The sequence below is a fragment of the Azospirillum himalayense genome (genome assembly GCF_042657465.1).
GTDB classification, from domain to species: Bacteria; Pseudomonadota; Alphaproteobacteria; order Azospirillales; family Azospirillaceae; genus Azospirillum; species Azospirillum himalayense.
The window spans coordinates 1-24,204 of the sequence record NZ_JBHSLC010000031.1; the positions used below are offsets into that span (position 1 = coordinate 1).

Sequence of the window (24,204 nt, forward strand, 5' to 3'; positions counted from 1 at the left end):
AGCCCGAGGCCTGGATGATCGACTGGTGGAAGGCGACGTTGGCGTCGGAATACTCCAGCACGTGGTCGGCCAGCTCGCCTTCGGCGAAGCGGTCGAAGGTGGCGTGCAGGTCGGCCATGCCGCGCTCGTCGGCGCGCTCGACGAAGAGGCGGGCGGCCATGCCCTCCAGCGCCGCGCAGACGGTGATCATCTCGATGATCTCCGCCTTGGTCTTGCGCACCACGAAGATGCCGCGCCGGGGCATGGAGCGGATGAAGCCCTCCTGCTCCAGCAGCGCCATGGCCTCGCGCACCGGGGTGCGGCTGACGCCCAGCGCCTCGCAGAGCTGGCGCTCGTCGAGGCGGATCTCGCTCGGCCCGCCGTAGATGTCCATCTGGGTGATGGCTTGGCGCAACGCTTGGTAGGCCTTGGCCTTGAAGCTCATCCCCTGATCCAGTGGCGCGACCGAGAAACTCATCGTCTGCATGGCTGTTCCCGTCCCTGACTCTTCTTTCCCCTCGCGTGGGAGGGCCCCCGGCTGAAGGGGTTTGGGCCGCGGTTTCGTTGCCCCGGAGAAGGGAAGCGGCTTGGATTGGTGATACGGTATACCAGATACCACTAGCCCGCAAGCGATTATGTTCGCTCAGCGAACTGTTTCACGAGCGGACTTGGAATGGAGGGGAATGTCCCGCGAGGGTTGCGGAGGCGTGAGGGACGACGAACCCCATCCCCTTGCGTGCCGATTTGCGTGCCGATGACATGGCCGTCCCGCCGCTGCAGTCGGTGGGACGGCGCGCTGTCGGAAGGAGATTCCGGCGATGGAGGCTGAATCGCGGGAGCCGGCTACCCGACGTTCTCCGCCAGGAAGCGCTCGAAGGCGTCCACGTCCAGCGGGCGGCTGATCAGGAACCCCTGGATGCGCGTGCAGCGTTGGCGGCGCAGCATGTCCGCCTGCTCCTCCGTCTCCACCCCTTCGGCGATGGTGTCGAAGCCCAGGCTGTCGGCCAGATTCACGATGGTGTTGACGATGGCCGGGTCGGTGGCCGACTGCACGATGTCACGGACGAAGCTGCGGTCGATCTTCAGCGTGTTGATCGGAAAGCGCTTCAGATAGGCCAGGGAGGAGTAGCCGGTCCCGAAATCGTCGATGGACAGGCGGATGCCGATCCCCTTCAGCCCGTGCAGGATGGTCACCGCCTTCTCGATGTCGCCGATCATGGCGCCCTCGGTCAACTCCAGCTCCAGCCGTTCGGGCGGCACGCCGCTGCGGTCCACGACATCGCGGACGAAGTTCACCAGACGCGCGTCCTGGAACTGGCGCGGCGACAGGTTGACCGACACCGACGCGATGTCCAGCCCTGCGGCCAGCCAGCCGGCCAGCCGGCCGCAGGCCTCCCTCAGGGTCCAGGCGCCGATTTCCCAGATCAGGCCGGTCTCCTCGGCCAGCGGGATGAACTCCGCCGGGCTGACGAGGCCGCGCACCGGGTGGTGCCAGCGGATCAGCGCCTCCGCCCCGATCACCCGGTGGAAGCCGCGCTGCGGCATGTCCACCTTGGGCTGGAAATGCAGCGCGAACTCCTCGCCGGTCGCGGCGGCGCGGCGCAGGTCGCTTTCCAGCCCCAGCGTGAAGCCGGTGCGCTCCCGCATGCCCGCCTCGTAGAAGACGAACTTGCATTCCGGGTTGCGCTTGGCGTGGTACATGGCGAGGTCGGCGTTGCGCAGGAGCTGGTCCGCCGTCTCGCCGTCGTCGGGGAAGAAGGCGACGCCGATCGAAGCGCCGCAGAAGAGTTCCTGGTTGTGGACGGCGAAGGGCTCGCCCATCGAATAGAGCACCTTCTCGACCAGCCGGGCGCCGGCGGCGCGGTCCACCGCATCGGGCGCCACGATCAGGAACTCGTCGCCGCCCAGCCGGCCCACCGTGTCGGACACGCGGGTGCAGTTGCGCAGCCGCTTGGCCACCAGCTTCAGCAGATCGTCGCCGGCATGGTGGCCCAGCGTGTCGTTCACCTGCTTGAAGCGGTTGAGGTCGAGGAAGGCCACGGCAACCTTGGTGCGCATGCGCTGGGCGCGCGCGATGGCCTCCTCCAGCCGTTCGCAGACCAGCCAGCGGTTCGGCAGGTCGGTCAGCCGGTCGAAGCTGGCCTGATAGCGGATCTGGTGTTCCTGGTCCTTGCGCTGGCTGATGTCGGCGAGCGTCAGCACATAGTGTTCCAGCGCCCCGCCCGGCGCGCGCACCGCCGTGACCGACAGCGAGGCCGCGAAGGCGTCGCCGGAATGGCGGAAGCTGGTCACCTCGCCCTGCCAACGCCCCTCCGTGCGGGCCGTGCGCCAGATGTCGTCGATGAAGGCGCGCTCGTGCGAGCCGGGGGCGAAGATCACCAGCGGACGGTGGAGAAGCGCCTCCCGCTGGAAATCGGTCATCACCTCGTAGGCCGGGTTGACCGCCTGCACCGACAGGTCGGGGTCCACGATCAGGATGCCGTCGGCCACGCTGTCGAAGACGGTGGCGAGCAGCCGGATCTTCTCCTCGTGCTGTTTGCGCTCGGTGATGTCCTGGACGGTGCCTTCGTAATAGCGGATGCGGCCCTGCGGGTCGCGCACGCAGCGCGCGTTCTCCGAAATCCAGATGATCGAGCCGTCGCTGCGGAAGACGCGCGCCTCGAAGCTCTGCACCACGTCGCGCTCGGCCATCAGGCGGGCGAAGGCCTCGCGCTTGCCGGGATCGACGTAGAGCTGGCCGGCGATGTCCGTAAGGTTGTCGATCAGGTCGGCCGGCGACCGGTAGCCGTAGATCCTTGCCAGCGCCGGGTTGACCCGCAGATAACGCCCGTCCACCGTGGTCTGGTAAATGCCTTCGACCGCGTTCTCGAAAATACTTCTGTATTGCTCTTCCGTCTCTTGGCTCATGGACCGGGCCTCATCTGGCGCGAGAGCGTTGGCCTCAGGAAAAAGCATGCGAAGGACCTGAGCGGGCAATTGCGATGGACGCCTCTTTTGCGCCGCAAAAAAGTAGAAGGCGGATCGCGACGCGCGTCAAGGCGGTTCGTTTTATATTTTTCACAATTGCAATAAAAGCGGCATATGACCCATCCCGCCCGGACGTTGCATCGCCGCAGCGTCGGGTGGCGGAAAGGCCACAGAATCGGCCCTGATCATCGGTTCGGGTCATTGGCAAACGAAAAGGGCCGGATCGCTCCGGCCCTTGCTGCGCGCGGGATTTCCGCCCTGTAAGAGGCGCCGCCGGGTTCAGTGACCGTGCGTGCCCGTCTTGGCGCCTTCCTTCAGGACGAAGTGGCGCGAGCAGTAGGGGCATTCGACTTTCCCCTCGGCGCTCAGCGTCAGATAGACCAGCGGGTGGCCGAGCGCGCCACCACCACCGTCGCATCCGACGGTCAGAGTCTCGACTTCGATCGTTTCAATTGGCTGCATGGCAGACATCCTCCGCTTTGACACACGCGCGCGTTAACGCCATCGTTAAGATGCCCACCGAATGAGGCACGCGCGCGGGGTCGGATCATACCCAACGCGCCGGACGGATCAAGTGATTGGACAGTGATCGACCCCGGGGGTTCGGACTCGGGGCACGACTGGAAAGGCCCTTTCGATTCCATGGTTGCGAACGCCCCGCTGAACGACGCCGCCCTGCCCGCCCACACCGTCCCCGCCTACGCCGTGGAGGTGCGCGGCCTCACCAAGACCTATCAGGCCGCCGGCAAGTCCGGTCCGAAGCAGGCCCTGAAGGGCATCGATCTGGCGATTCCGCGCGGGGCGGTGTTCGGGCTGCTGGGACCGAACGGGGCGGGCAAGTCCACGCTCATCAACATCATGGCCGGACTGGTCAACAAGACCGGCGGCACGGTGTCGATCTGGGGAACCGACATCGACGCCCATCCGCGGCAAGCGCGGGCGTCGATCGGCGTGGTCCCCCAGGAACTGAACATGGACCCTTTTTTCACCCCTCGGGAAATGCTGGAGCTTCAGGCCGGCCTCTACGGCGTCCCCAAGGCCGAGCGGCGGACCGAGGAACTGCTGGAAGCCGTGGGTCTGCGCGACAAGGCCGACGCCTACGCCCGGTCGCTGTCGGGCGGCATGAAGCGGCGGCTGATGGTGGCGAAGGCGATGGTCCACACCCCGCCCGTCCTGGTGTTGGACGAGCCGACCGCCGGCGTGGACGTGGAACTGCGCATCCAGTTGTGGGAGCATGTGCGCAAGCTGAACCGCGAGGGCTCGACGGTGCTGCTGACCACCCACTATCTGGAGGAGGCGCAGGAGCTGTGCGACTCCATCGCCATCATCAACCACGGCACGGTGGTGGCCTGCGAGCCGACCGCCACGCTGCTCCGCCGGGTGGACGCCAAGGCGCTGACCGTGCTGGTCGACCGTGACCTGGACGCCGTGCCGGCGGAGCTGTCCGCCTTCACCGCCGAACTGGCCGAGCCGCGGCGCCTGATCGTCCGTTACCAGCCGAGCCGCCAGCGGGTGGACGGCATCCTCGCCGCGCTGATTGAGGCCGGGCTGGGAGTCGTCGATCTCAGCACCGAGGAATCGGACCTGGAGGACATCTTCCTGCAACTGACCGGCGGCGCGCACGCCCGCAAGGAGATCGCGCACAATGCGGCGTAGGGCGGTAGGCCGGATGGCGAAACTGATCGTCGGGATCGGCCTTCTGCTGTCCGGCTGCACCGCGGCCTATCAGCCGATGGGCCTTCCCGTAGCCGAGCCGGCCCTGACCGACAACGCCCTGACCGCCGCCGACGGCTTCGAACTGCCGCTGCGGCGCTGGCTGCCCGAAGGCGGAGCGCCGCGCGCGGTGGTGCTGGCCCTGCACGGCTACAACGACTATTCCAACGCCTTCGAAGGGGCCGGGCGCAGCCTCGCCATGCGGGGGATCGCCGTCTACGCCTACGACCAGCGTGGGTTCGGCGCCACGCGGAACACCGGCATCTGGCCAGGAACGGACACGCTGGTGGCCGACCTGAAGACGGCGGTGTCCCAGATCCACACCCGCCACCCCGGCCTGCCGGTCTATCTGATGGGCGAGAGCATGGGCGGTGCTGTGGTGCTGACCGCGATGACCGGCCCGAATCCGCCCAATGTGAACGGCACGATCCTGGTCGCGCCCGCCGTCTGGGGCCGCGACGCGATGGGTTTCTTCCCGCGGGCTCTGCTCTGGCTCAGCTACACCATGGTGCCGGGGATGGTGGTGCACCCGCCGAAGGAACTGAAGATCCAGGCGTCCGACAACATCGAGATGCTGCGCGCCCTGGGCCGCGACCCGCTGGTCATCAAAGGCTCCCGCGTCGATGCGCTGGAGGGGCTGACCGACCTGATGGGCACGGCCCTGGCCGCCTGCGGCCATCTGTCGGTGCCGTCCCTGGTGCTCTACGGCGCCCACGAGGAGGTGCTGCCGAAGACCCCGGTCAACCGCGCGGTCCAGGAGTTCGAGACCGGCGGGCGGCATGTGGTGGCGGTGTATCCCGACGGCTGGCACATGCTGCTGCGCGACCTGAAGGGGCAGGTGGTGGTCAACGACATCGCCGCCTGGATCGAGAATCCCAAGCAGCCCCTGGCGAGCGGCGCCGACCGCAACCGCAGCCTCCTGGCCGCGAAGTAGGCATGAATGGGCCGCCCCGGCGGGGTGTAAAAATGTCGAAAGGAGTGTTTGCACTCGGTCAGGCTTTTCGCTATGGTGCGCCTCCGCTGATGATGGACCCGTAGCTCAGCTGGATAGAGCGCTGCCCTCCGAAGGCAGAGGCCGATGGTTCGAATCCATTCGGGTCCGCCAGCGATTTCAAAGGCTTAGCCGCAATGCGGGCTAGGCCTTTTTTTATTCACATGCCCGTTTGCATCCCCGTATCGCTGTGGGAGCGCTATGCCAGCTCCCGAACAGCGGGGGCATGGCCGCGAGCGCCCGCCATCGGCTCCGCACCGGCTCGGCTCTGATTTCCCCCACCCACCAGATACGCGGCCGTGACCCCCGTTACCCCTCCCCACACCACATGCGCGGCCAGCATCAGACTGTTGCGCGCGCGAGGATGGCGCGTCGCGGGAGTCAGGATGCGCATCGCCGGAATCCACCCCAGATAGCTGGCACCCCAGACCGCGAGGCCGTAGCCGATCCCCGTCACTGCCGTTGGTCCGCCGATCCGCTGCGCGACCGCCGGATACAGCGCTCCGGCGGCGGCGCCATAGCCGTAATGCAGGGCGAGCGTCAGGTCGCGGCGTTCCGGTTCGTCCAGCGCGTCCATCAGCCCGGTCGGGCCGACGACGCGGTCCGTGATGAGGCGCGGCGGCAAGGGGTAACGGTCCTTCTCCGGCAGGGCGCGGAACATCGCGCGCATGGCCGCCGTCATGGCGACGGTGCCGGCCAGTCCGGCGATGGCTCCGGCGGCATATCGGTTCATGGTGACTGGACCAAAGGTTGTTGTGTGGGACCATCGATCAACAGGACCGGGCCTTTCGAGGTTCCTGGCACGGGTGCCGGCGAAACCTCTGGCGCCGCCGAGCGTTGACGGACCAGGGCGTGGCATCGGAATCAAGGTGCAGCACATGCATCGCTTCCTGCGGGACAACGGGTTATCGGTCGCCTTGTTCGGGCTGTTCCTCGTCTCGATCGTCGGGCAGGTGCTGGCCGGATGGCGGGCCCTGGCGGAGGAGCTTCGCCTGCACGCCCAACCGCACGTCGGCTTCCTCGACTATTTGACCACCGGCCATTTCCTGTCGGCGACCTTCGAGAACTGGGAGAGCGAGTTCCTCCAGATGTCGGTCTATGTGCTGCTGACCGCCATCCTGGTCCAGAAGGGCTCCTCGGAATCCAAGAAGCCGGGAGAGGCCAACCCGGAGGACGAGGCGCCCGAGCGGCGGCGCGGCGACCCCGACGCACCCTGGCCGGTGCACCGGGGCGGGCTGCTGCTGCGGCTCTACTCCCACTCGCTCAGCATCGCGCTGGTGACGCTGTTCGTGATGTCCTTCGTCCTGCATCTGGCGGGCAGCACGCGGCGCTCGAACGAAGAGGCGGCGTGGCATCACCAGCCCATCCGGACCATGGGTGAAACCCTCGTCGATCCGGAATTCTGGTACGAGAGCTTCCAGAACTGGCAGAGCGAGTTCCTGTCCATGGGGGTTCTGGTCGTGCTCGGCATCTATCTGCGCGAGCGCGGCTCCCCCGAATCCAAGCCTGTCGCCGCCCCCAACCGCCAAACCGGCGACTGACCGCCCGGCCCTTCACGACCGGCCTTCGGCGGCGTCGGGCCACGCTCGACTCTCGGGCCGCCTTCGGCCATGGTAACGCCCCAAAGGGAAGAGGCCGCATCATGTCCGACGAAAAGACCACCGACACGCTCCAGACCGTCACCGAAGCCCCCGCGCCCGTTGGGGACGGCAGCGGCCTGTATCTGGTGGACGGGTCGGGCTTCATCTTCCGGGCCTTCCACGCCCTGCCGATGCTGAACCGCCCGGACGGCACGCCGGTGAACGCGGTGCTGGGCTTCTCCAACATGCTGCTCAAGCTGCTGGCCGACCTCAAGGCCTCCGCCGTGGCGGTGGTCTTCGATTCGAAGCGGCTGAACTTCCGCAACGAGTTCTATCCCGAATACAAGGCCCACCGCCCCGAGCCGCCGGAGGAGCTGAAGCCCCAGTTCGCCCTGATCCGCGAGGCGACGGAGGCCTTCTGCCTGCCCTGCCTGGAACTGGAGGGCTACGAGGCCGACGACCTGATCGCCACCTACGCGCGCTTGGCGAACGAGGCCGGGCGCGAGGTCACCATCGTGTCGTCCGACAAGGACATGATGCAGCTCGTCCGCCCCGGCGTGCGGATGCTCGACCCGCTGAAGAACAAGCCCATCGGCCCCGACGAGGTGTTCGAGAAGTTCGGCGTCGCCCCCGACCGGGTGGTGGACGTGCAGGCCTTGGCCGGCGACAGCGTCGACAACGTGCCGGGCGTGCCGGGCATCGGCGTGAAGACCGCCGCCCAGCTCATCACCGAATACGGCGACCTGGAATCGCTGCTGGCCCGCGCCGGCGAGATCAAGCAGCCGGCCCGCCGCCAGAAGCTGATCGACTTCGCGGAGCAGGCGCGGATCTCCCGCCGCCTCGTCCTGCTGGACGACCACGCCCCGCCGCCGAAGCCGCTGGAGGAGCTGCGCGTCCGCGAGCCCGACCACCAGAAGCTGATCGACTTCCTGCGCGCCCAGGGCTTCCGCACCATCGTCAGCCGCGTCGAGGCGGAGATGCGCAAGGACGGCACCATCGCCGACGGCGCGGTCCCCTCCTCCGCCACGCCGTCCGCCGGCCCGGCCAGGACGGTAACCCCCTCCCCCGCCCCGGCGGCGGAGGCCGCCGCGCCGCGCAGCCGCCCCGCCCCGCCGACCGACGTCGAGCAGCGCTACGAGCTGGTGCAGGACCTCGACGCGCTGGCCGTCTGGCTGGAGCGCGCCCGCACCACCGGCGTCCTGGCCGTGGACACCGAGACCAACTCGCTGACCCCCGCCACGGCGACGCTGGTCGGCATCTCGCTGGCGACGGAACCGGGGCTGGCCTGCTACATCCCCCTGGCGCATCAGGCCCCCAACGCCGCGGCCAGCGGGGAGCTGTCCTTCGAGACGCCGGAAGCGCCGAAGCAGATTCCGGCGGAGGACGCGCTGAAGGCCCTGAAGGAGGTGCTGGAGGACCCGGCGATCCTCAAGATCGGGCACAATTTCAAGTTCGATCACCAGCTGTTCGCCCGCCACGGCGTGCGCGTGTCGCCGGTCGACGACAGCATGCTGATCTCCTACGTGCTGGAGGGCGGCGCCCACGGCCACGGCATGGACGAGCTGGCGGAGCTGCACCTCGCCCACACGACCATCCCCTACAAGGAGGTCTGCGGCACCGGGAAGAACCAGATCACCTTCGACCGCGTGCCGCTGGACAAGGCGCTGGCCTACGCCGCGGAGGACGCCGACATCACGCTGCGGCTGTGGCGGGTGCTGAAGCCGCGGCTGGTCGACGAGCGGATGGTCACCGTCTACGAGACTCTGGAACGCCCGCTGGTTCCGGTGATCGCCGACATGGAATCCTGCGGCATCCGCGTGGACCGGGCGGCGCTTGCCCGCCTCTCGCAGGATCTCGCCGTCCGCATGGCGGAGATCGAGAAGGAGGTGCATGGGCACGCCGGGCGCAGCTTCAACATCGGCTCGCCCAAGCAGCTCGGCGAGATCCTGTTCGACGAGATGAAGCTCGGCACCGGCAAGAAGGGCAAGACCGGTGCCTACTCCACCGACTCCAGCGTGCTGGAGGAGCTGGCGGAGCAGGGCCACGTCATCGCCCAGCGCGTGCTCGACTGGCGGCAGCTCGCCAAGCTGAAGAACACCTACACCGACGCGCTCCAGGCCCAGATCGTCGAGGGGACGGAGCGGGTGCACACCGCCTTCGCCATGGCGGCGACCAACACCGGCCGCCTGTCCTCGACCGACCCGAACCTGCAGAACATCCCTGTCCGCACCGAGGAAGGCCGCAAGATCCGCCGCGCCTTCGTCGCGGCACCGGGCCACAAGCTGATCTCCGTCGACTATTCGCAGATCGAGCTGCGGCTGGTCGCCGAGATGGCCGACATCGCCGCGCTGAAACAGGCCTTCCAGGACGGCATCGACATTCACGCGGCCACCGCCAGCCAAGTCTTCGGCGTGCCGCTGGACCAGATGACCTCGGAGATCCGGCGCAAGGCCAAGGCGATCAACTTCGGCATCATCTACGGCATTTCCGGCTTCGGGCTGGGCCGCCAGCTCGGCATCGCGCCGGGCGAGGCCAACGCCTTCATCAAGGCCTATTTCGAGCGCTTCCACGAGCTGAAGGTGTGGATGGAGGCGACCAAGGCCTTCGCCCGCCAGAACGGCCATGTGGTGACCCTGTTCGGGCGGCGCTGCTACATCCCCGGCATCCACGACAAGAACGCCGCCCGCCGCGCCTTCGCGGAACGGCAGGCGATCAACGCGCCGATCCAGGGCACCGCCGCCGACATCATGAAGCGCGCCATGGCCCGCGTGCCCGGCGCCCTGAAGGACGCCGGCTTCGACGAGGTCCGCATGCTGCTCCAGGTGCACGACGAACTGCTGTTCGAGGCGCCGGAGGATCAGGCCGAACGCGCCGCCGCCCTGGTGCGCTCGGTCATGGAGGGCGCCGCGACGCTTGGCGTGCCGCTGGTGGCGGAGGCCGGGATCGGCGGCAATTGGGACGAGGCGCATTGAGATGTCCGGCAAGGAAACCAGCGCCAAGGAACCCGCCGACCCCGAATTCGAGGCGCTGATCCGTTACATCCAGGAGAGCCGCGGCCTCGATTTCCGCGGCTACAAGCGCACCAGCCTGCAGCGGCGCATCCGCCGCCGGATGGAGGAGGCCGGCTGCGAGGATTTCGCCGCCTATCACGGCCTGCTGGAAGCCGACCCGCAGGAATTCATCCATCTTCTGAACACCGTGCTGATCAACGTGACCTCCTTCTTCCGCGACACCGACTCCTGGGACGTGCTGCGGAAGGACGTCGTCCCGCAGATCCTGGCGCAGCGTTCCGACCGCGATCCCATCCGCATCTGGAGCGCCGGCTGCGCCTCGGGAGAGGAGCCCTATTCCCTCGCCATGCTGCTCGCCGAGGCGCTGGGCAAGGACGCCTTCATCAACCGGGTGAAGATCTACGCCACCGATCTGGACGACGCGGCGCTGAACACCGCCCGGCACGCAATCTACTCGCCGCGCGACGTGGAAAGCGTGCCGTCGGCGTTTCTGGACCGGTATTTCGAGCGCACCAACAACCACTACGTCTTCCAGCGCGACCTGCGCAAATGCGTGATCTTCGGGCGGCACAATCTGGTGACCGACGCCCCGATCTCGCGCATCGACCTGCTGGTCTGCCGCAACCTGCTGATTTATCTGGAAAGCGACACCCAGAACATCGTTCTGCCGCGCCTCCACTACGCGCTGACCAACGACGGCGTCCTGTTCCTGGGCAAGGCCGAGACCCAGCTCGCCCGCTCCAAGATGTTCGAGCCGGTGAACCTGAAAAGCCGCATCTTCCGCAAGGTGCCGCAGGAATGGCGGCGCAGCCTGGGCGGCAGCCTGACCATCGCGCCGGAGCACAACAACCACCGGCAGAGCTTCCAGAGCCGGCTGATGGAAGGCATCGTGGACAGCAGCGCCACCGCCTATCTGTCGGTCAACGGCGACGGCATCCTCGTCTTCGCCAACGCCATGGCCCGGCGCCTTCTCGACGTGGGCGAGATCGACATCGGCCGCCCGTTCCAGGACCTGTCGATCTCCTACCGCCCGGCAGAGCTGCGCTCGCGCATCGAGGAGGTGCAGAAGACCGGGCGCGTGGTGCGCATCGAGCATCAGGAGTTCGCCCGCCCGCCGGGCGAGCCGATGCGCCTGACCATTGAAATCTCCCTGCTCTACGGGCGCGACGGCAAGCCCTTCGCCACGCTGCTCGGCTTCACCGACACCAGCCGGCATTTCCAGGTGCAGCAGGAGCTGGAGGCCGCCCAGGAGAGCCTGGAGACGACGATCGAGGAGCTGCAAAGCTCCAACGAGGAGCTGGAGACGACCAACGAGGAACTCCAGTCCACCAACGAGGAGTTGGAAACCACCAACGAGGAACTCCAGTCCACCAACGAGGAGCTGGAGACCATGAACGAGGAGCTGCGCTCCGCGAACGAGGAGTTGGAGGTCGCCAACGAGGAGCTGCGCCGCCAGGGCGAGGAGTCCGGGGAGTTCCGCCGCTACTCGGAATCGGTCCTGCGCAGCATGGACGTGGGCATCATCGTTCTGGACCAGGATTTGCGCGTGCGCTCCTGGAACCGCTGGGGCGAGAACATGTGGGGCCTGCGCGCCGAGGAGGTGCAGGACGAGGAGTTCCTCGACCTCGACATCGGCCTGCCGGTGCACCGGCTCCGCCTCGATCTGGAGAGGGTCCTGCACAGCGAGGCGCCGCAGACGCCCGTCATGCTCAACGCCGTGGACCGGCGCGGCCGCGCGGTGACCTGCCGGGTCCGGCTCTCCCCGCTGCTGTACGAGGCGCGGGAAGCCCGCGGCGTCGTCCTGATCATTGAGGACGTCACCGAACAGACCCGGACCGAAGCCTTCGCCGGCTATCTCGGGCGGGTCATCGGCGAATCCCTGAACGAGGTCTATTTCCTGGACCCGTCCAGCTTCCATTTCCTGCTGGTGAACCGCGGCGCCGAGACCAAGCTGGGCTACAAGCTGGAGCATCTGAAGCAGCTGGCCGTCCACGACCTGATGCCCGAAGTGCCGGCGGAGCGGTTCCGGGCGCTCGTGGCCCCGCTACTCTCGGGCGACAAGCAGGAGGTGGTCTTCGAAACGGTGATGCAGGGCAGCCAGCGCGGCCCCCATCCGGTCGAGGTCTGCCTTCAGCATTTCGGCGGGGAACAGCCGCCGATCCTCGTCGCCATCGTGCACGACACCACCGAACGCCAGCATCTCGGCGCCGAGGGCGGCGAGAAGGCGCAGGTGGAGTAAGGAGCGGTCAGAACCGGTCGGGCGCGCCGCCGCTTCCGAGGTGGATGGAGGGGCGAATCCACTCCTCGCCCAGGAAGCGGATCAGCACCTCCGCGCGCTCGCGCGCCTCGCGCCCGGCCTCGTCCCACCGCTTGGCCGACAGCGCCTGCCCCATGCCCTGCGCCGTCTCGGCAAGGCGCCGGCACAGGTCGGCGCGTTCGTTCAAAGCCCGCAACGCCACCTCGAACGCCTGCTCCATCCTGTGGAGTTGCGCCTCCTCCATGCTGTCGGCGCCATAGCGGTGGCCGATGTGGCAGGTGAAATAGGGCAGTGTGTCCACCTTGGTCTCCCGGAGCGCCCCTCCACAATCCGGGCAGGTCAGGGCGGCCGGCCTGTTCAAATCATACATGCCTTCCATAGGTGCCTCCTTGGATGCCGCGGGCGGTGCGGCTTCCGCATCGCGTTCCGCGGCCAACCGGGCGAGCAGCGCACCCATGGCCGCCGCCGGCACGCAGTGATCGACCGCGACGTGGTCGAGCGCGCTGCGCGGCATGCCGGGGTGCCGCGCGTCCGCGGGGTCCTGCACCACGGCGATGCCGCCCCGACGCTTGATCTCGGCAAGGCCCGCCGTGCCGTCGTTCAACGACCCCGACAGAACCACGCCGATGACCGCCGGTCCGCAAGCCCGCGCGGCGGACCGGAACAGCGGATCGACGGCGGGGCGGGTGCCGTGCTCGCGCGGCCCGCGCGACAGGCGCAGGCAACGGGGCGGTTCCACCACCAGATGGCAACCCGGCGGCGCCACATGGATGCGGCCGGCGCGAAGCGGCTCCCGGTCGCGGGCGTGGCTGGCCGGAAGCGGCCCGGCCCGGTCGAGGATCGACGGCGCCGCGCTCGGCCGGTCGCCGATGTGCAGGACGATGCACACCGCCGCCGGCAGGTCGGGCGGCAGGTCCCGGACCAAAGCTTCCAGCGCCTCCAACCCGCCCGCCGACGCGCCGATCACGATCAGGGGGCCATCCGTCATGGGGTCCCAGCCTTTGCCCGTTCCGCATCGGCTGGAGTTCGTCCCATCAATCCTCTCCTTCCTCGGCCAGGCTGCCCGCCAATTCCTGGCCCTGTTTCGACAGCACCTCCTTCAGCATCGCCACGGTCCGCTCGGCCTCCTGCGCCGACCGGGTCCAGTTGGCCTCGACGGTGGGGTGGCCATGCTCGCGAGCCCGCTCGGCCAAGCGCTGGAACATGATGGCGCGGTCCTGATGGGTGCGCAGGGCGACCCAAATGGCCTGCTCAATCGACTCCCGATGCGACTCCGCCAGCGTCGCGGGACCGTAGGCGTGCCCGACCTTGCAGCGGAAGCGCAGCAGTGGCCCATCCTCGACCTCCACCAGATTGCCGCCGCAATCGGGGCAGCTCAGCGTGCTCGGCTTGCCGACGGCGGCGGTGAGTTCCGGCACCGCGTCGAACTCGTTCTCCGGGACGCGCGCCTCCATCGCGATGTCGTCGGGAACCGGCACCGGTGGGCCGGACGGTTCGGTCAGCCGGCGGCCCAGCAGCGCCGACAGGTCGGACAGCGGGGCGCAGGCGTCCACGGAAACGTGCCGCAGGGCGTTGCGCGGCATCCCCGGCCATTCGGCGTCGTCCGGGTCCTGGACCATCGCCAGCCCGCCGCAGCGCTTCACGGCGCGCAGCCCGGCGGTCCCGTCGTCCAGAGTGCCGGTCAGGATCAGCCCCACCGCCCGCACGCCGTAGGCGACCGCCACCGACCGGAACAGCGGATCGATGGACGGCCGGCAGCGGTTCTCCCGCGCGCCGCGGCGCACCAGCGCGCAGCCGTTCCTGACGAGCAGATGGTGATCGGGCGGGGCGACGTGGATCCAGCCCTCCCGCACCGGCTCCCCATCCTCGGGATGGAAGGCGGGAAGCCAGCCGGCGCGCGACAGCAGGACCGGCAGCACGCTGTGCGTCGCGCCGATGTGCTGAACGACGAAGACCGTGGCCGTCACGTCGCGCGGCATCGCCGCGAACAGCCTCCGCAAGGCGGTGATACCGCCGGCAGAGGCCCCGATGGCCAGGATGTCCCTCTTATCCATGATTAGGGAACAACAGTTTTTGCATGCGTTGTGACAACAGCGTGTTGGCCGAGAAATTCCGGCTTTGGTCCTATAACTTTTTCATGCGCGCCGTGTTGTGCGGTCTGTGCAATCATTCTTTCCCAGCGAGGGGGAAGCTTGGACAGATCAGCATCCATCCGCGCGGGGGACGAGAAGCGCGAGTCCGAGCGCGACGTGTTGCTCCAGCGCATCGCAGAGCTGGACCGGAGCCTGGAACAGGCCCTGGTGACCGCGGAGGACGCGCAGGAGGAATCCCGCCTTCTCGCGGCCGACCGGATTCAGATCGAAGAGGAGATGACCGCGCAGCGGCATGAGATCGCCGCGTTGCGCGAACGCCTCATCGCGTCGGAAACCCGCCGGGCGGAACTGCTCGACGCCCTGGCCGATTCCGACCAGCGCTTGAACACGCTCCGCCGGGACGAAAGCCATCTGTCGGAAGAACTCCAGACCTCCTACGAGGAGCTTCAGGTCCTCACCGAGGAGTTGGAGGAGGCCAACGCCGATCTGGAACAGCGGGTCGAGGAGCGCACGGCCCAGCTCACCGAGAGCGAGCGGCGGTTCCGCACCCTGTTCGAGGCGATGGACGAGGGATTCCTCCTGGCCGATGTCCTGTTCGACGGCGACCGGCCGGTGGACGTCCTCTATCTTGAGATGAATCCCGCGGCGCGGCGCATGACCGGGGAGGATTTCGTGGGGCGGCGGCTGCGCGAGATCAGCCCGGCCTTCGAGGACCACTGGTACGAGGTGTTCGGCCGCGCGGCGCGGGACGGGGAATCGACGCGGACGGAGCTGTACGCCGGGCCGCTGGAGAAATGGATCAACTTCTACGTCTTCAAGGTCGGTGACCCCGAACAGCGCCGCATTGCCGTAATCTTCCGCGACGTGACCGAGCGCAAGCGGACGCAGGAGCAGCTCAAGCAAGCGAAGGAGACGGCGGAGGCTGCGAACCGGGCCAAGACCAAGTTCCTCGCCGCGGCCAGCCACGACCTGCGCCAGCCGATCCAGGCGGCGGCCCTCTACGCCCATGTCCTGCTCGGGTCGGTCGGCGCCGACCCGATCGCCCAGGAATCGCTCAACCGGCTGAAGGCCTCCATCGACAGCCTGAACGGCATGCTGAGCGGCCTGCTCGACCTGTCCCGGCTGGAGGCCGGCGTCATCGAGGTGTCGGTCAGCGACTTCTCGCCCACGGCCCTGATGACCCGTCTGGCCGAGGAGTTCCGCGGCGTGGCCGAGGCCTCGTCCATCGAGCTGCGCTGCCGGCCCAGCCGCTTGGCGGTGTGCACCGACCCGCATCTGCTGGAACGGCTTCTGCGCAACCTGCTGTCCAACGCCATCGCGCACGGCCACTCCAAGGAAACGGGCGCCAAGGGGCGCGTGCTGGTGGGCTGCCGCCGCCGGGCGGACGGGGTGGAGTTCCAGGTGTGGGACAATGGGCCGGGCATCCCCGAGGACGCCCGCGAGGCCATCTTCGAGGAGTTCCGCCAGCTCAAAAACCCGGAGCGCAACGCCACCCAGGGCTTCGGGCTGGGCCTGTCCATCGTGTCGCGCATCGCCCGCCTGCTGGGAACGGAGGTGACGCTGCGCTCGTGGGTCGGCTCGGGCTCGGTCTTCTCGGTGACGGTGCCCTACGCCCGCAAGCCGGAGGCCGGCGCCGTGGCGGTCCCGGTCGCCAACCGGGAGCCGCGGCTGAAAGGGCGCACGGTGCTGCTGGTGGAGGACGACGAGCAGGTCCGCCGCAGCATGACCATGATGCTGAAACGCTGGGGCCTGCGGGTGGTCGCCGTGTCCTCGGCGGGGGAACTGGCCGCGACGCTGCCCAGCCTGCGGCGCCCCCATGTGGTGCTGACCGACTACCGCCTGCCGGGCGGCGACTCCGGACGCTCGGTGGTCGAACTGGTGCGCCAGCGCTGGCCGGTGCCGGGCATCATCATTACCGGCGACACCGCCCCGGAGCGGTTGCGCGAGGCCATGTCGCTCGGCTGCCGCCTGCTGCACAAGCCGGTGCTGCCCGCGGATCTGGCCGGGGCGCTGGGTGAGGTTTTGCCCTCCTGATCCTGTCCTCCTGACGGTGGCGCGCCGACACGGGGGCTGCGACCAATCGTCCCTTGTTCCTTCGGCCTAGCCTGATTAGCGTAGCCCCTCACTCGGATTTGGGGTTCGCCCGGGACATGCCGGCTTTGCTCGGAAACATCGGACGCAGGCTGGGCCGCGCCGCCGTGATGGCGGGCGGGGTCGCTTTGCTTCTGCAGCTTCTCGGCTGGGCCTTCCTGATTCCGGTGGCCAACGCCGCGACCGGCGAAACGGTCATGATCTGCACGCCGCAGGGCATGGCCTCCATCGCCCTCCCCGACGCCCCACCCCCTGAGTCCCTGCTTCCGGACGGCAAACCCACGCTGTCCATGGGCGAGGACTGCCCGGTCTGCGGGCTGGTCGCCAGCCTCACCGCGCCGCCGCCGCTTCTGACGGTGGTGCTGCCGGTCTCCGTCGTCGCCCACAGTTCCATCGGGCTGCCCGGCCAGCACATCGCCGCCGGCTGGTTCCTGTCGCGGCTGAAGGCCCGGGCGCCCCCGGCCCTCGTCTGACCACCCTCGGCACGCGCCCTGTGATCGCCGCGCCCGGCTGTTGAGCCCGGCGGCGCGGCCCTCCCGGCCGTGCCCACACCATTCCTCACGCCAGCCTCCGCACCGCAACCCGCCGGTCCCGATCCCTTGCGCCGATTGTCGCGCGGATCGGCGGCCGGGCGGGACGGCACGGCTGCGCCGATCTTCCCTCGTCCGATTCGAGAACGAGCGCCCCATGATTCGCCTGACCACCGCCGCCGCCGCGGCGAACGCCCCCCGCTTGTCCAACCGCCTCCTCGCCTCCACCGCCCTTCTGACGGCGGTCCTCGCCGCTCTCGGCGCGCCGGCCGCAGCCCAGACCCCGCAGGCCCTGCCCGCCGTCCCGGTCGAGACGGAGACCGCACCCGCCGCCACGGCGCCGGAGAAGGGGCTGTCCCAGCCGCTCGGCGCCGGCACGCTCGACGCCGCCGGGATCGCCAGCCGCAAGCTCGCCAGCCCGGACGCCGCGGCGCTGCTGCGCAGCCTGCCGGGCGTGTCGCTCTACAGCGCGGGCGGCTTCTCCAGCCTGCCGGCGCTGAACGGCCTAGCCGACGACCGCGTGCGCGTCCAGGTTGACGGCATGCCGATGACCGCCGCCTGCGCCAACCACATGAACGCGCCGCTGTCCTACGCCGACTCCGCCGTCATCGGCGCCATTGAGGCGATCGCCGGCGTCACCCCGGTCAGCAAAGGCGGTGACAGCATCGCCGGCACCATCTCGGTGACCAGCAAACCCGCCGTCTACGCCCAGCCCGGCGAGCCGATCCACGGCGAGGGCAGCCTGTCCACCGTCTACCGGTCGAACGGCAACGGCACCACCCTGTCCGGCACCACCACCGCGGCGACCGAGCGGTTCAGCCTGCGCTACACCGGTGCCTGGAGCCGCGCGGACGACTATGAGGACGGCAACGGGGACAAGGTCCGCTCCACCCTCTACAACGTGCAGAACCACGCCCTGTCGGCCAGCGCGCGCAAGGACGGGCACGAGATCACCCTGTCCGGCGGCTACCAGTATTCGCCCTATTCCGGCTTCGCGAACCAGCGCATGGACATGACGCTGAACCGCGGCACCACCCTGAACGGCCATTACAAGGGCGAATTCGACTGGGGCACGCTGGACGGCCGGGCCTTTTGGCAGCGCACCGTCCACGCCATGAACTTCCTGCACGACAAGGGCGGCGCCGACCGCGGCGGCATGCCGATGAACACGGACTCGCACGAGATGGGCTACGCCGTCTCGGCGGAAGTGCCGCTGTCAGCGCAGGACACGCTGCGCGTCGGCAACGAGCTGGTCCGCTACCGCATCGACGACTGGTGGCCGCCGGTCGCCGGGGCGGCGATGATGTCGCCGCTGACCTTCGTGAACCTGAACGACGCGCGGCGCGACCGGCTGGGCACCTTCGCGGAATGGGAAAAGCGCTGGACCCCGGCCTGGACCTCGCTGCTCGGCGTGCGCAACGACGTGGTGTGGATGGAGAACGGGCCGGTCCAGCCCTACTCCTGGGCCAACACGATCGGCATGGGCATGATGGGCATGGCGAACCCGGACGCCGCTGCGGCCACCGCCTTCAACCGGGGTGACCGCTCCAAGACGGACGTGAACGTCGACGCCACGGCGCTGCTCCGCTTCGCGCCGTCCGCGTCGGAACGCTACGAGCTGGGCTTCGCCCGCAAGACCCGCTCGCCCAATCTGTACGAGCGGTTCGCCTGGGGCACCGGGGGCATGTCCTCCACGATGATCGGCTGGTACGGCGACGCCAACGGCTATGTCGGCAACCCGGACCTGAAGCCGGAAACCGCCTACACGGTCGGCGCCACCGCCGCCTGGCAGGACGCCGAGGCCAAGCGCTGGTCGGTCAAGGTCACGCCCTATTATTCGCACGTCGAGAACTTCATCGACGCCGACCGCATCGGCACCCTGTCGAACGGCTTCGTCCAGCTGCGCTTCGCCAACCACACCGCCGAGCTGTACGGCATCAACGCCGAGGGCCGCAGCATCGTCCACCAGGACGAGCGGCTGGGCGAGTTCACGGTGGGCGCCGTGGTCAGCTACGTCCGCGGCCGCAACCTCGACACCGGGCGCGACCTCTATCACATCATGCCGCTGAACGGGACGATCGACCTCGGCCACCGGCTGGGCGACTGGAGCAGCGTCCTGGAGTTCCAGATGGTCGGGCGCAAGGTCCTGGTCGATTCCGGGCGGAACGAGCCGGAAACCCCCAGCTACGCCCTGGTCAACCTGCGCACCAGCTATGTCTGGAGCAACCTGCGCGCGGACGTCGGAATCGAGAACCTGTTCGACGCCCACTATGAACTGCCACTGGGCGGCGTCGATTACGGCGATTTCCGCGCCAGCGGCAACCGCCAGCCGATCGGCGCGCTGGCCGGCATGGGGCGGTCCTTCAACCTCGGCCTGACCATGGCCTTCTGATGGAGGCCGGCTGACGAGGCGCCCCGCCTTGCGCGCGATCCGCCTGCATGAGCGTCCCCAGCCGGCCCGCCGGCCGCTGGGGGCGCTCGCCCTGTCCGGGACGTTGCACGCCGGCGTCCTGGCCGTCCTCCTGTCCGCCGCCGGAGCGGCCCCCGGCACGGTCGCGGAGGAGACCGGCGCCGTCAGCCTGAACAACACCATCACCCCGGTGATCGAGGTGATGCTGGTGGCCTCCGAGGCGGACAGCGGCCCGCCGCCGGCAGCGGAGCCCGAACCCGAAAGCGAGCCGCAGCAGGACCCCGCTCCGGAACCGGTCTCGGAACCCGAGCCGGAGGTAGCGCCGGAACCGGTGCCCCCGGCACTGGAGCCGACGGAGCCGACCCCGGAACCCGCACCGGAACCGCCCCCTCCCCCGCCGCCCAAGCCACTGCCGAAGCCGAAGCCGCCCGTCAAGGCGGCGCCGAAACCGCAGGCCGCACCCGTTCCAAGCCCATCACCGACGCCATCCGCCGAAACTGGAACCGGAACTGGTCGCAACGCGGCGGCGGTCGAGGCGGTCTCGGCCAGCCGGGGCGCGGTGGTGGATTACGGAGCACAGGTCTGGGCCTGGATCGGGCGGCACAAGCCGGAGAAGGTGGTTGGCGGTGGGCAGGCCACCGTCAAGCTGACCCTCGGCACGGCGGGCGAGGTGCTCGACGCCTCCATCCTGGCGTCGAGCGGCGACGCGGCGCTGGACCGCGCCGCCCTGGCCGCGGTGCGCAGGGCGTCTCCCTTCCCCGCCCCGCCGCCCAGCCTGACGGCGGAGGACCGCGTCTTCTCCGTGCCCTTCCTGTTCCGCCCGCGGTGAATCCGGCGCACCGGAAGCGGCGCTCAACCCTGCCCACCCCCACTTCCCGTTTGCGCTTTGCGGCTCCACGTAGGATAAAGCGCCCCAATTCCCGAGATTTCCGACGGCGAGCACCCCCATGGGCTTCAATTGCGGCATCGTCGGCCTGCCGAACGTCGGCAAGTCGACCCTGTTCAACGCGCTGACCGCCACCCAGGCGGCCGAGGCGGCGAACTTCCCCTTCTGCACCAAGGAGCCGAACGTCGGCCGCGTCGGCGTGCCCGACCCGCGGCTGGACAAGCTGGCGGCCATCGCCAAGTCGCAGAAGATCATCCCGACCCAGCTCGAATTCGTCGACATCGCCGGCCTGATCCGCGGCGCCTCGAAGGGTGAAGGGCTGGGCAACCAGTTCCTCGCCAACATCCGCGAGGTGGACGCCATCGTCCACGTCCTGCGCTGCTTCGAGGACGACGACGTCACCCATGTGGAAGGCAACGTCGATCCCCTGCGCGACGCCGAGGTGGTCGAGACGGAGCTGATGCTCGCCGACATGGAGAGCCTGGAGCGCCAGCTCACCAGCCTCCAGAAGAAGGCCAAGGGCGGCGACAAGGACTCCAAGATCAAGGCCGATCTGATGGAGCGTGCGCTGAAGGTCCTCCAGGACGGCAAGCCGGCCCGCGTCGTCGAGATCAGCGAGGAGGAGAAGCCGGTCTTCAAGCAGTTCATGCTGCTGACCGCCAAGCCGGTCCTCTACGTCTGCAACGTCGAGGAGGCTTCCGCGGCCACCGGCAACAGCCTGACCGCCAAGGTCGCCGAGAAGGCCAAGGCCGAGAACGCCGGCATGGTCGTCATCTCCGCCGCCATCGAGGCGGAGGTCGCCCAGCTCTCCGACGCCGCCGAGAAGCAGGAGTTCCTGGAATCCCTCGGGCTGGAGGAGACCGGCCTCAACAAGCTGATCCGCGCCGGCTTCCAGCTGCTCGACCTCATCACCTTCTTCACCGTCGGCCCGAAGGAGGCCCGCGCCTGGACCGTGCGCCGCGGCGCCAAGGCCCCGGAAGCGGCGGGCGTCATCCACACCGATTTCGAGCGCGGCTTCATCCGGGCCGAGACCATCGACTTCGACAGCTACGTCACGCTGGGCGGCGAGCAGGGCGCCAAGGACAACGGCAAGATGCGGCAGGAAGGCAAGGAGTACGTCGTCAACGATGGCGACATCTTCCATTTCCGCTTCAACGTTTGATTGGGCAGCCGCGAAACCCTTCTCCTCTCCGGGGGAGAAGGGTTAACGCCTCCCAATCTTATCACCGCCGAGAAATCCGTTAACTCTTTCGTAAATCTAGAAAAACCGCTTAAATACCCCTGAGATATGGTTAACAAGCCTCACTTCGGCTGTTAAGTCCACTGGAATGGGCGACAACCGAGGGCCGGACCGGAGGGGATATGGCGGTGAACCAGAACGCGACCATCGCGCCGGGTGCCATCGCGCCGGGTGCCGGCACCTTCTCCGACCGCGTGCGCGACGCCATCCGACACGGCGAGTTGCGCTTGGCCTTCCAGCCGCAGGCCGACACCCACAGCGGGCGGCTGACCGGGTTCGAGGCGCTGTCACGCTGGCGGCTCGACGACGGCACAGTGATCCCCCCTGACGTCTTCATCCCGATGGCGGAAACCAGCGACGCCATCCACATCCTGGGCGAGTGGACGGTGCGCCGCGCCTGCGAGACCGCCGCGGGCTGGATGCAGGACGGCATCGCCGACGTGCCGGTGGCGGTGAACCTGTCGGCGCGGCAGCTGGAAGACGCCGGCTTCGCCCGCACCGTTCTGGGCATCCTCGCCGAAACCGGCCTGCCCGCCGCCAACCTGAAGCTGGAACTCACCGAAACCGCCCTGTTCGAGCACAGCGAGTCCTCGCGCGAGGTGCTGACGCAGTTGCGCGGCGCCGGGGTGCGGCTGGTGTTGGACGATTTCGGGACGGGCTATTCCTCGCTGTCCCTGCTGCGCCGCGTGCCGGTCGAGGCGCTGAAGATCGACAAGCACTTCACCCAGGCGATGGTGCAGGACCGCGACGCCGCCGCCATCGTGCGCGCCATCATCGACCTCGCCCACGCGCTGGGGATGCAGGCGATCGCCGAGGGGGTGGAGACCAACGAGGAGCTTCTCTACCTGCGCGCCTACCGCTGCGACCGCATCCAGGGCTATCTGCTGGCCAAGCCCCTGGACACGGCGCAGGTTCCAGACTTCATCCGGCGGCTCGCCGCGACGCCGACAGGCGGATGACCCGCTCCGTCTCGTCCCATTCGGTCAGTTCCGCAGCCTCGTCGATGGTGGCCCAGCGGGCCTCCAGGGCATCGTCGGCGCAGATCGCCTCGCCGTCCGGGCTCTCCGCCGCCACCTCGACGATGGTGTAGTGGTATTGGACGGCCCCGGCGTCGTCGAGCGTCATGGCGTCCACCACCGTGACCACCTCCGTCGGCACGACGTGCAGGCCGGTTTCCTCCAGCACCTCGCGCACCGCCGTTTCGAACACCGTCTCGCCCACAGACTGGGCGCCGCCGGGCAGGCTCCACTGCCCCATCCGCGGCGGGCGGCCCCGGCGGATCAGCAGAACCCGGTCGCCGCGCCACACCACGGCACCCACCCCCACCCAGGGACGGTCGGGGTATTCGCGGCCGGAACGGTCGGCGGGGGGTGTGCTGGACATGGCGGCTCCTCGTTGCGCTTGACCCGACGCTAACCCAGGGGGACAGTCGGATACCAGTGGCCAAGAGGCCGAACGAACCGCCGCCCCGGACGCCGCCATGAAGCTCAACGAGATCCGCACCTTCGTCGCCGTGGCCGAAGCCCAGTCGGTGCAGGAGGCCGCGCACCGGCTGGGGCTGACCCAGTCCGCCGTCTCGCGCCTGATCCAGCGGCTGGAGGCGGAGCTTGGCGTGTCCCTGTTCGACCGCCAGACCAAGCCGCTGGCCCTGACCCGCGACGGCGAGATGGCGCTGGCCCACGCGCACCGGGTGCTGAAGGCGACGGACGAGCTGTCGGACGCCTTCGCCGGGGCCGCCCAGCCCCAGGGGCTGCTGCGGCTGGGGGTGGCCCATGTGCTGACCGCCATCGCCGCGCACCATCCGCTGGACCGGCTGCGCGCCGCCTTCCCCGGCCTGACCGTCCGCCTGCATTCGGACTGGAGCACGCCGCTGGTCGAGCAGGTGCGCAACGGCACGCTGGACGGCGCGCTGGTGCTGACCCACGACGCCCAGACGCCGCCCGACGACCTGGACGCCGTCTGCATCTCGCGCGAGCCGGTGCGGGTCGTAGCCTCCGCCGAGCTGGCCGGGCAGCGGGACTGGACGCTGCCGGCGATGAACGCCGTGGGCTGGGTGCTTCAGCCCGACGGCTGCCAGTACCGGACCGCCATGGGCCGGGCGATGGCGCAGCACGGCCCGGCGCTGAACGTCACGGTGGAGGGGTTCGACCAGTCGCTTCTGCTGTCGCTGGTCGCCCGCGGCGTCGGATTCGGGTTGGCCCCGCTGCGGCTGATCGCCCCAACCCTGCACGCCGCCCAGGTGCGGCCGCTGGAGACCCCCGACTTCGCGCTGACCGTCGCGGTGTGGCTGCTGCGCGGCCGCTTCACCGGGCGCATCGGCCCCGTCTTCGACGTGCTGGAGGACAGCCTGCTGGACCTGCTGCCCCCGGCTGACGAGGCGCCTTTGCCCCTGCCCTGCCATTCCGCGGCCGAATAACCTTCTTTCCCATTGTGAATTTGATGCACGCCCGGCGCAC

At 68.8% G+C, this 24,204-nt stretch carries 19 protein-coding genes and 1 tRNA gene; 13 read left to right on the forward strand and 7 right to left on the reverse strand.

Translation table 11 applies throughout. The features are described 5' to 3' along the window. The 3 genes from ACFPMG_RS15880 to ACFPMG_RS15890 form a co-directional block, all read right to left on the reverse strand. Nucleotides 1–466 (reverse strand): GntR family transcriptional regulator (locus ACFPMG_RS15880; protein WP_376996089.1); only part of this gene is annotated, 466 nt, incomplete at its 3' end. Nucleotides 467–822: 356 nt separating this feature from the next. Continuing rightward, nucleotides 823–2,886, reverse strand: a complete 2,064-nt coding sequence (locus ACFPMG_RS15885) for a putative bifunctional diguanylate cyclase/phosphodiesterase (protein WP_376996091.1) — start codon at nt 2,884–2,886, stop codon at nt 823–825. Nucleotides 2,887–3,225: 339 nt separating this feature from the next. Then, nucleotides 3,226–3,417, reverse strand: a complete 192-nt coding sequence (locus ACFPMG_RS15890; protein WP_079285642.1) for a zinc-finger domain-containing protein — start codon at nt 3,415–3,417, stop codon at nt 3,226–3,228. Between the two features lie 171 nt (nt 3,418–3,588). Here ACFPMG_RS15890 and ACFPMG_RS15895 point away from each other — a divergent pair, with 171 nt between their 5' ends. The 3 genes from ACFPMG_RS15895 to ACFPMG_RS15905 all read left to right on the forward strand — a co-directional run bounded on the left by ACFPMG_RS15895 (nt 3,589) and on the right by ACFPMG_RS15905 (nt 5,764). Then, on the forward strand, nt 3,589–4,602 hold the full coding sequence (locus ACFPMG_RS15895) for an ABC transporter ATP-binding protein (protein ID WP_376996093.1): 1,014 nt from the start codon (nt 3,589–3,591) through the stop codon (nt 4,600–4,602). A gap of 13 nt (nt 4,603–4,615) precedes the next feature. Beyond that, a complete protein-coding gene (locus ACFPMG_RS15900) occupies nt 4,616–5,593 on the forward strand; it encodes an alpha/beta hydrolase (protein ID WP_376996095.1) in 978 nt (325 codons plus the stop codon). Between the two features lie 94 nt (nt 5,594–5,687). Then, nucleotides 5,688–5,764: transfer RNA gene (locus ACFPMG_RS15905), tRNA-Arg, on the forward strand. Nucleotides 5,765–5,849: 85 nt separating this feature from the next. Here ACFPMG_RS15905 and ACFPMG_RS15910 read toward each other — a convergent pair. Next, nucleotides 5,850–6,383 (reverse strand): hypothetical protein, encoded by a 534-nt coding sequence (locus tag ACFPMG_RS15910; protein WP_376996097.1) that lies wholly within the window; start codon nt 6,381–6,383, stop codon nt 5,850–5,852. Nucleotides 6,384–6,528: 145 nt separating this feature from the next. On the opposite strand from ACFPMG_RS15910, the gene ACFPMG_RS15915 reads away from it, so the two are divergent. The 3 genes from ACFPMG_RS15915 to ACFPMG_RS15925 all read left to right on the forward strand — a co-directional run bounded on the left by ACFPMG_RS15915 (nt 6,529) and on the right by ACFPMG_RS15925 (nt 12,480). Next, nucleotides 6,529–7,191 (forward strand): DUF6766 family protein, encoded by a 663-nt coding sequence (locus ACFPMG_RS15915; protein WP_376996099.1) that lies wholly within the window; start codon nt 6,529–6,531, stop codon nt 7,189–7,191. 101 nt (nt 7,192–7,292) lie between these two features. Next, entirely contained in the window at nt 7,293–10,202 is a 2,910-nt protein-coding gene (gene polA / locus ACFPMG_RS15920) for a DNA polymerase I (RefSeq protein WP_376996100.1), read from the forward strand. A gap of 1 nt (nt 10,203) precedes the next feature. Continuing rightward, on the forward strand, nt 10,204–12,480 hold the full coding sequence (locus tag ACFPMG_RS15925) for a CheR family methyltransferase (protein ID WP_376996101.1): 2,277 nt from the start codon (nt 10,204–10,206) through the stop codon (nt 12,478–12,480). A gap of 7 nt (nt 12,481–12,487) precedes the next feature. Here ACFPMG_RS15925 and ACFPMG_RS15930 read toward each other — a convergent pair whose 3' ends face one another. Together ACFPMG_RS15930 and ACFPMG_RS15935 are read right to left on the reverse strand one after the other, a co-directional pair. Next, the gene (locus tag ACFPMG_RS15930; RefSeq protein ID WP_376996102.1) at nt 12,488–13,486 is read right to left on the reverse strand and encodes a chemotaxis protein CheB; all 999 of its coding nucleotides are present in this window, start codon (nt 13,484–13,486) and stop codon (nt 12,488–12,490) included. A gap of 46 nt (nt 13,487–13,532) precedes the next feature. Continuing rightward, nucleotides 13,533–14,552 (reverse strand): chemotaxis protein CheB, encoded by a 1,020-nt coding sequence (locus tag ACFPMG_RS15935; protein WP_137117902.1) that lies wholly within the window; start codon nt 14,550–14,552, stop codon nt 13,533–13,535. Nucleotides 14,553–14,690: 138 nt separating this feature from the next. Here ACFPMG_RS15935 and ACFPMG_RS15940 point away from each other — a divergent pair, with 138 nt between their 5' ends. The 6 genes from ACFPMG_RS15940 (at nt 14,691) to ACFPMG_RS15965 (ending at nt 22,707) form a co-directional block, all read left to right on the forward strand. Next, nucleotides 14,691–16,625 (forward strand): ATP-binding response regulator, encoded by a 1,935-nt coding sequence (locus ACFPMG_RS15940; protein ID WP_376996103.1) that lies wholly within the window; start codon nt 14,691–14,693, stop codon nt 16,623–16,625. A 125-nt stretch (nt 16,626–16,750) separates the two neighbouring features. Further along, nucleotides 16,751–17,155 (forward strand): DUF2946 family protein, encoded by a 405-nt coding sequence (locus tag ACFPMG_RS15945; protein WP_376996104.1) that lies wholly within the window; start codon nt 16,751–16,753, stop codon nt 17,153–17,155. A 214-nt stretch (nt 17,156–17,369) separates the two neighbouring features. After that, nucleotides 17,370–19,604 (forward strand): TonB-dependent receptor, encoded by a 2,235-nt coding sequence (locus ACFPMG_RS15950; RefSeq protein ID WP_376996105.1) that lies wholly within the window; start codon nt 17,370–17,372, stop codon nt 19,602–19,604. Between the two features lie 28 nt (nt 19,605–19,632). After that, nucleotides 19,633–20,451 carry a TonB family protein gene (locus ACFPMG_RS15955; RefSeq protein ID WP_376996106.1) on the forward strand — a complete coding sequence of 273 codons (819 nt, stop codon included), beginning with the start codon at nt 19,633–19,635 and terminating at the stop codon, nt 20,449–20,451. Nucleotides 20,452–20,569: 118 nt separating this feature from the next. Continuing rightward, complete coding sequence (gene ychF, locus ACFPMG_RS15960) at nt 20,570–21,670, forward strand: redox-regulated ATPase YchF (protein WP_376996108.1); 1,101 nt, start codon at nt 20,570–20,572, stop codon at nt 21,668–21,670. Between the two features lie 200 nt (nt 21,671–21,870). Next, nucleotides 21,871–22,707, forward strand: a complete 837-nt coding sequence (locus tag ACFPMG_RS15965) for an EAL domain-containing protein (protein ID WP_376996110.1) — start codon at nt 21,871–21,873, stop codon at nt 22,705–22,707. Here ACFPMG_RS15965 and ACFPMG_RS15970 read toward each other — a convergent pair. Beyond that, a complete protein-coding gene (locus ACFPMG_RS15970; protein ID WP_376996112.1) occupies nt 22,670–23,131 on the reverse strand; it encodes an NUDIX hydrolase in 462 nt (153 codons plus the stop codon). The two genes, ACFPMG_RS15965 and ACFPMG_RS15970, sit on opposite strands and share 38 nt — an antisense overlap. Nucleotides 23,132–23,228: 97 nt before the next feature. Between ACFPMG_RS15970 and ACFPMG_RS15975 the strand changes: the two genes are divergently transcribed. Then, nucleotides 23,229–24,164, forward strand: coding sequence for a LysR family transcriptional regulator (locus ACFPMG_RS15975; protein WP_376996114.1), 936 nt, complete (start codon nt 23,229–23,231; stop codon nt 24,162–24,164). Nucleotides 24,165–24,204: the final 40 nt, after the last annotated feature.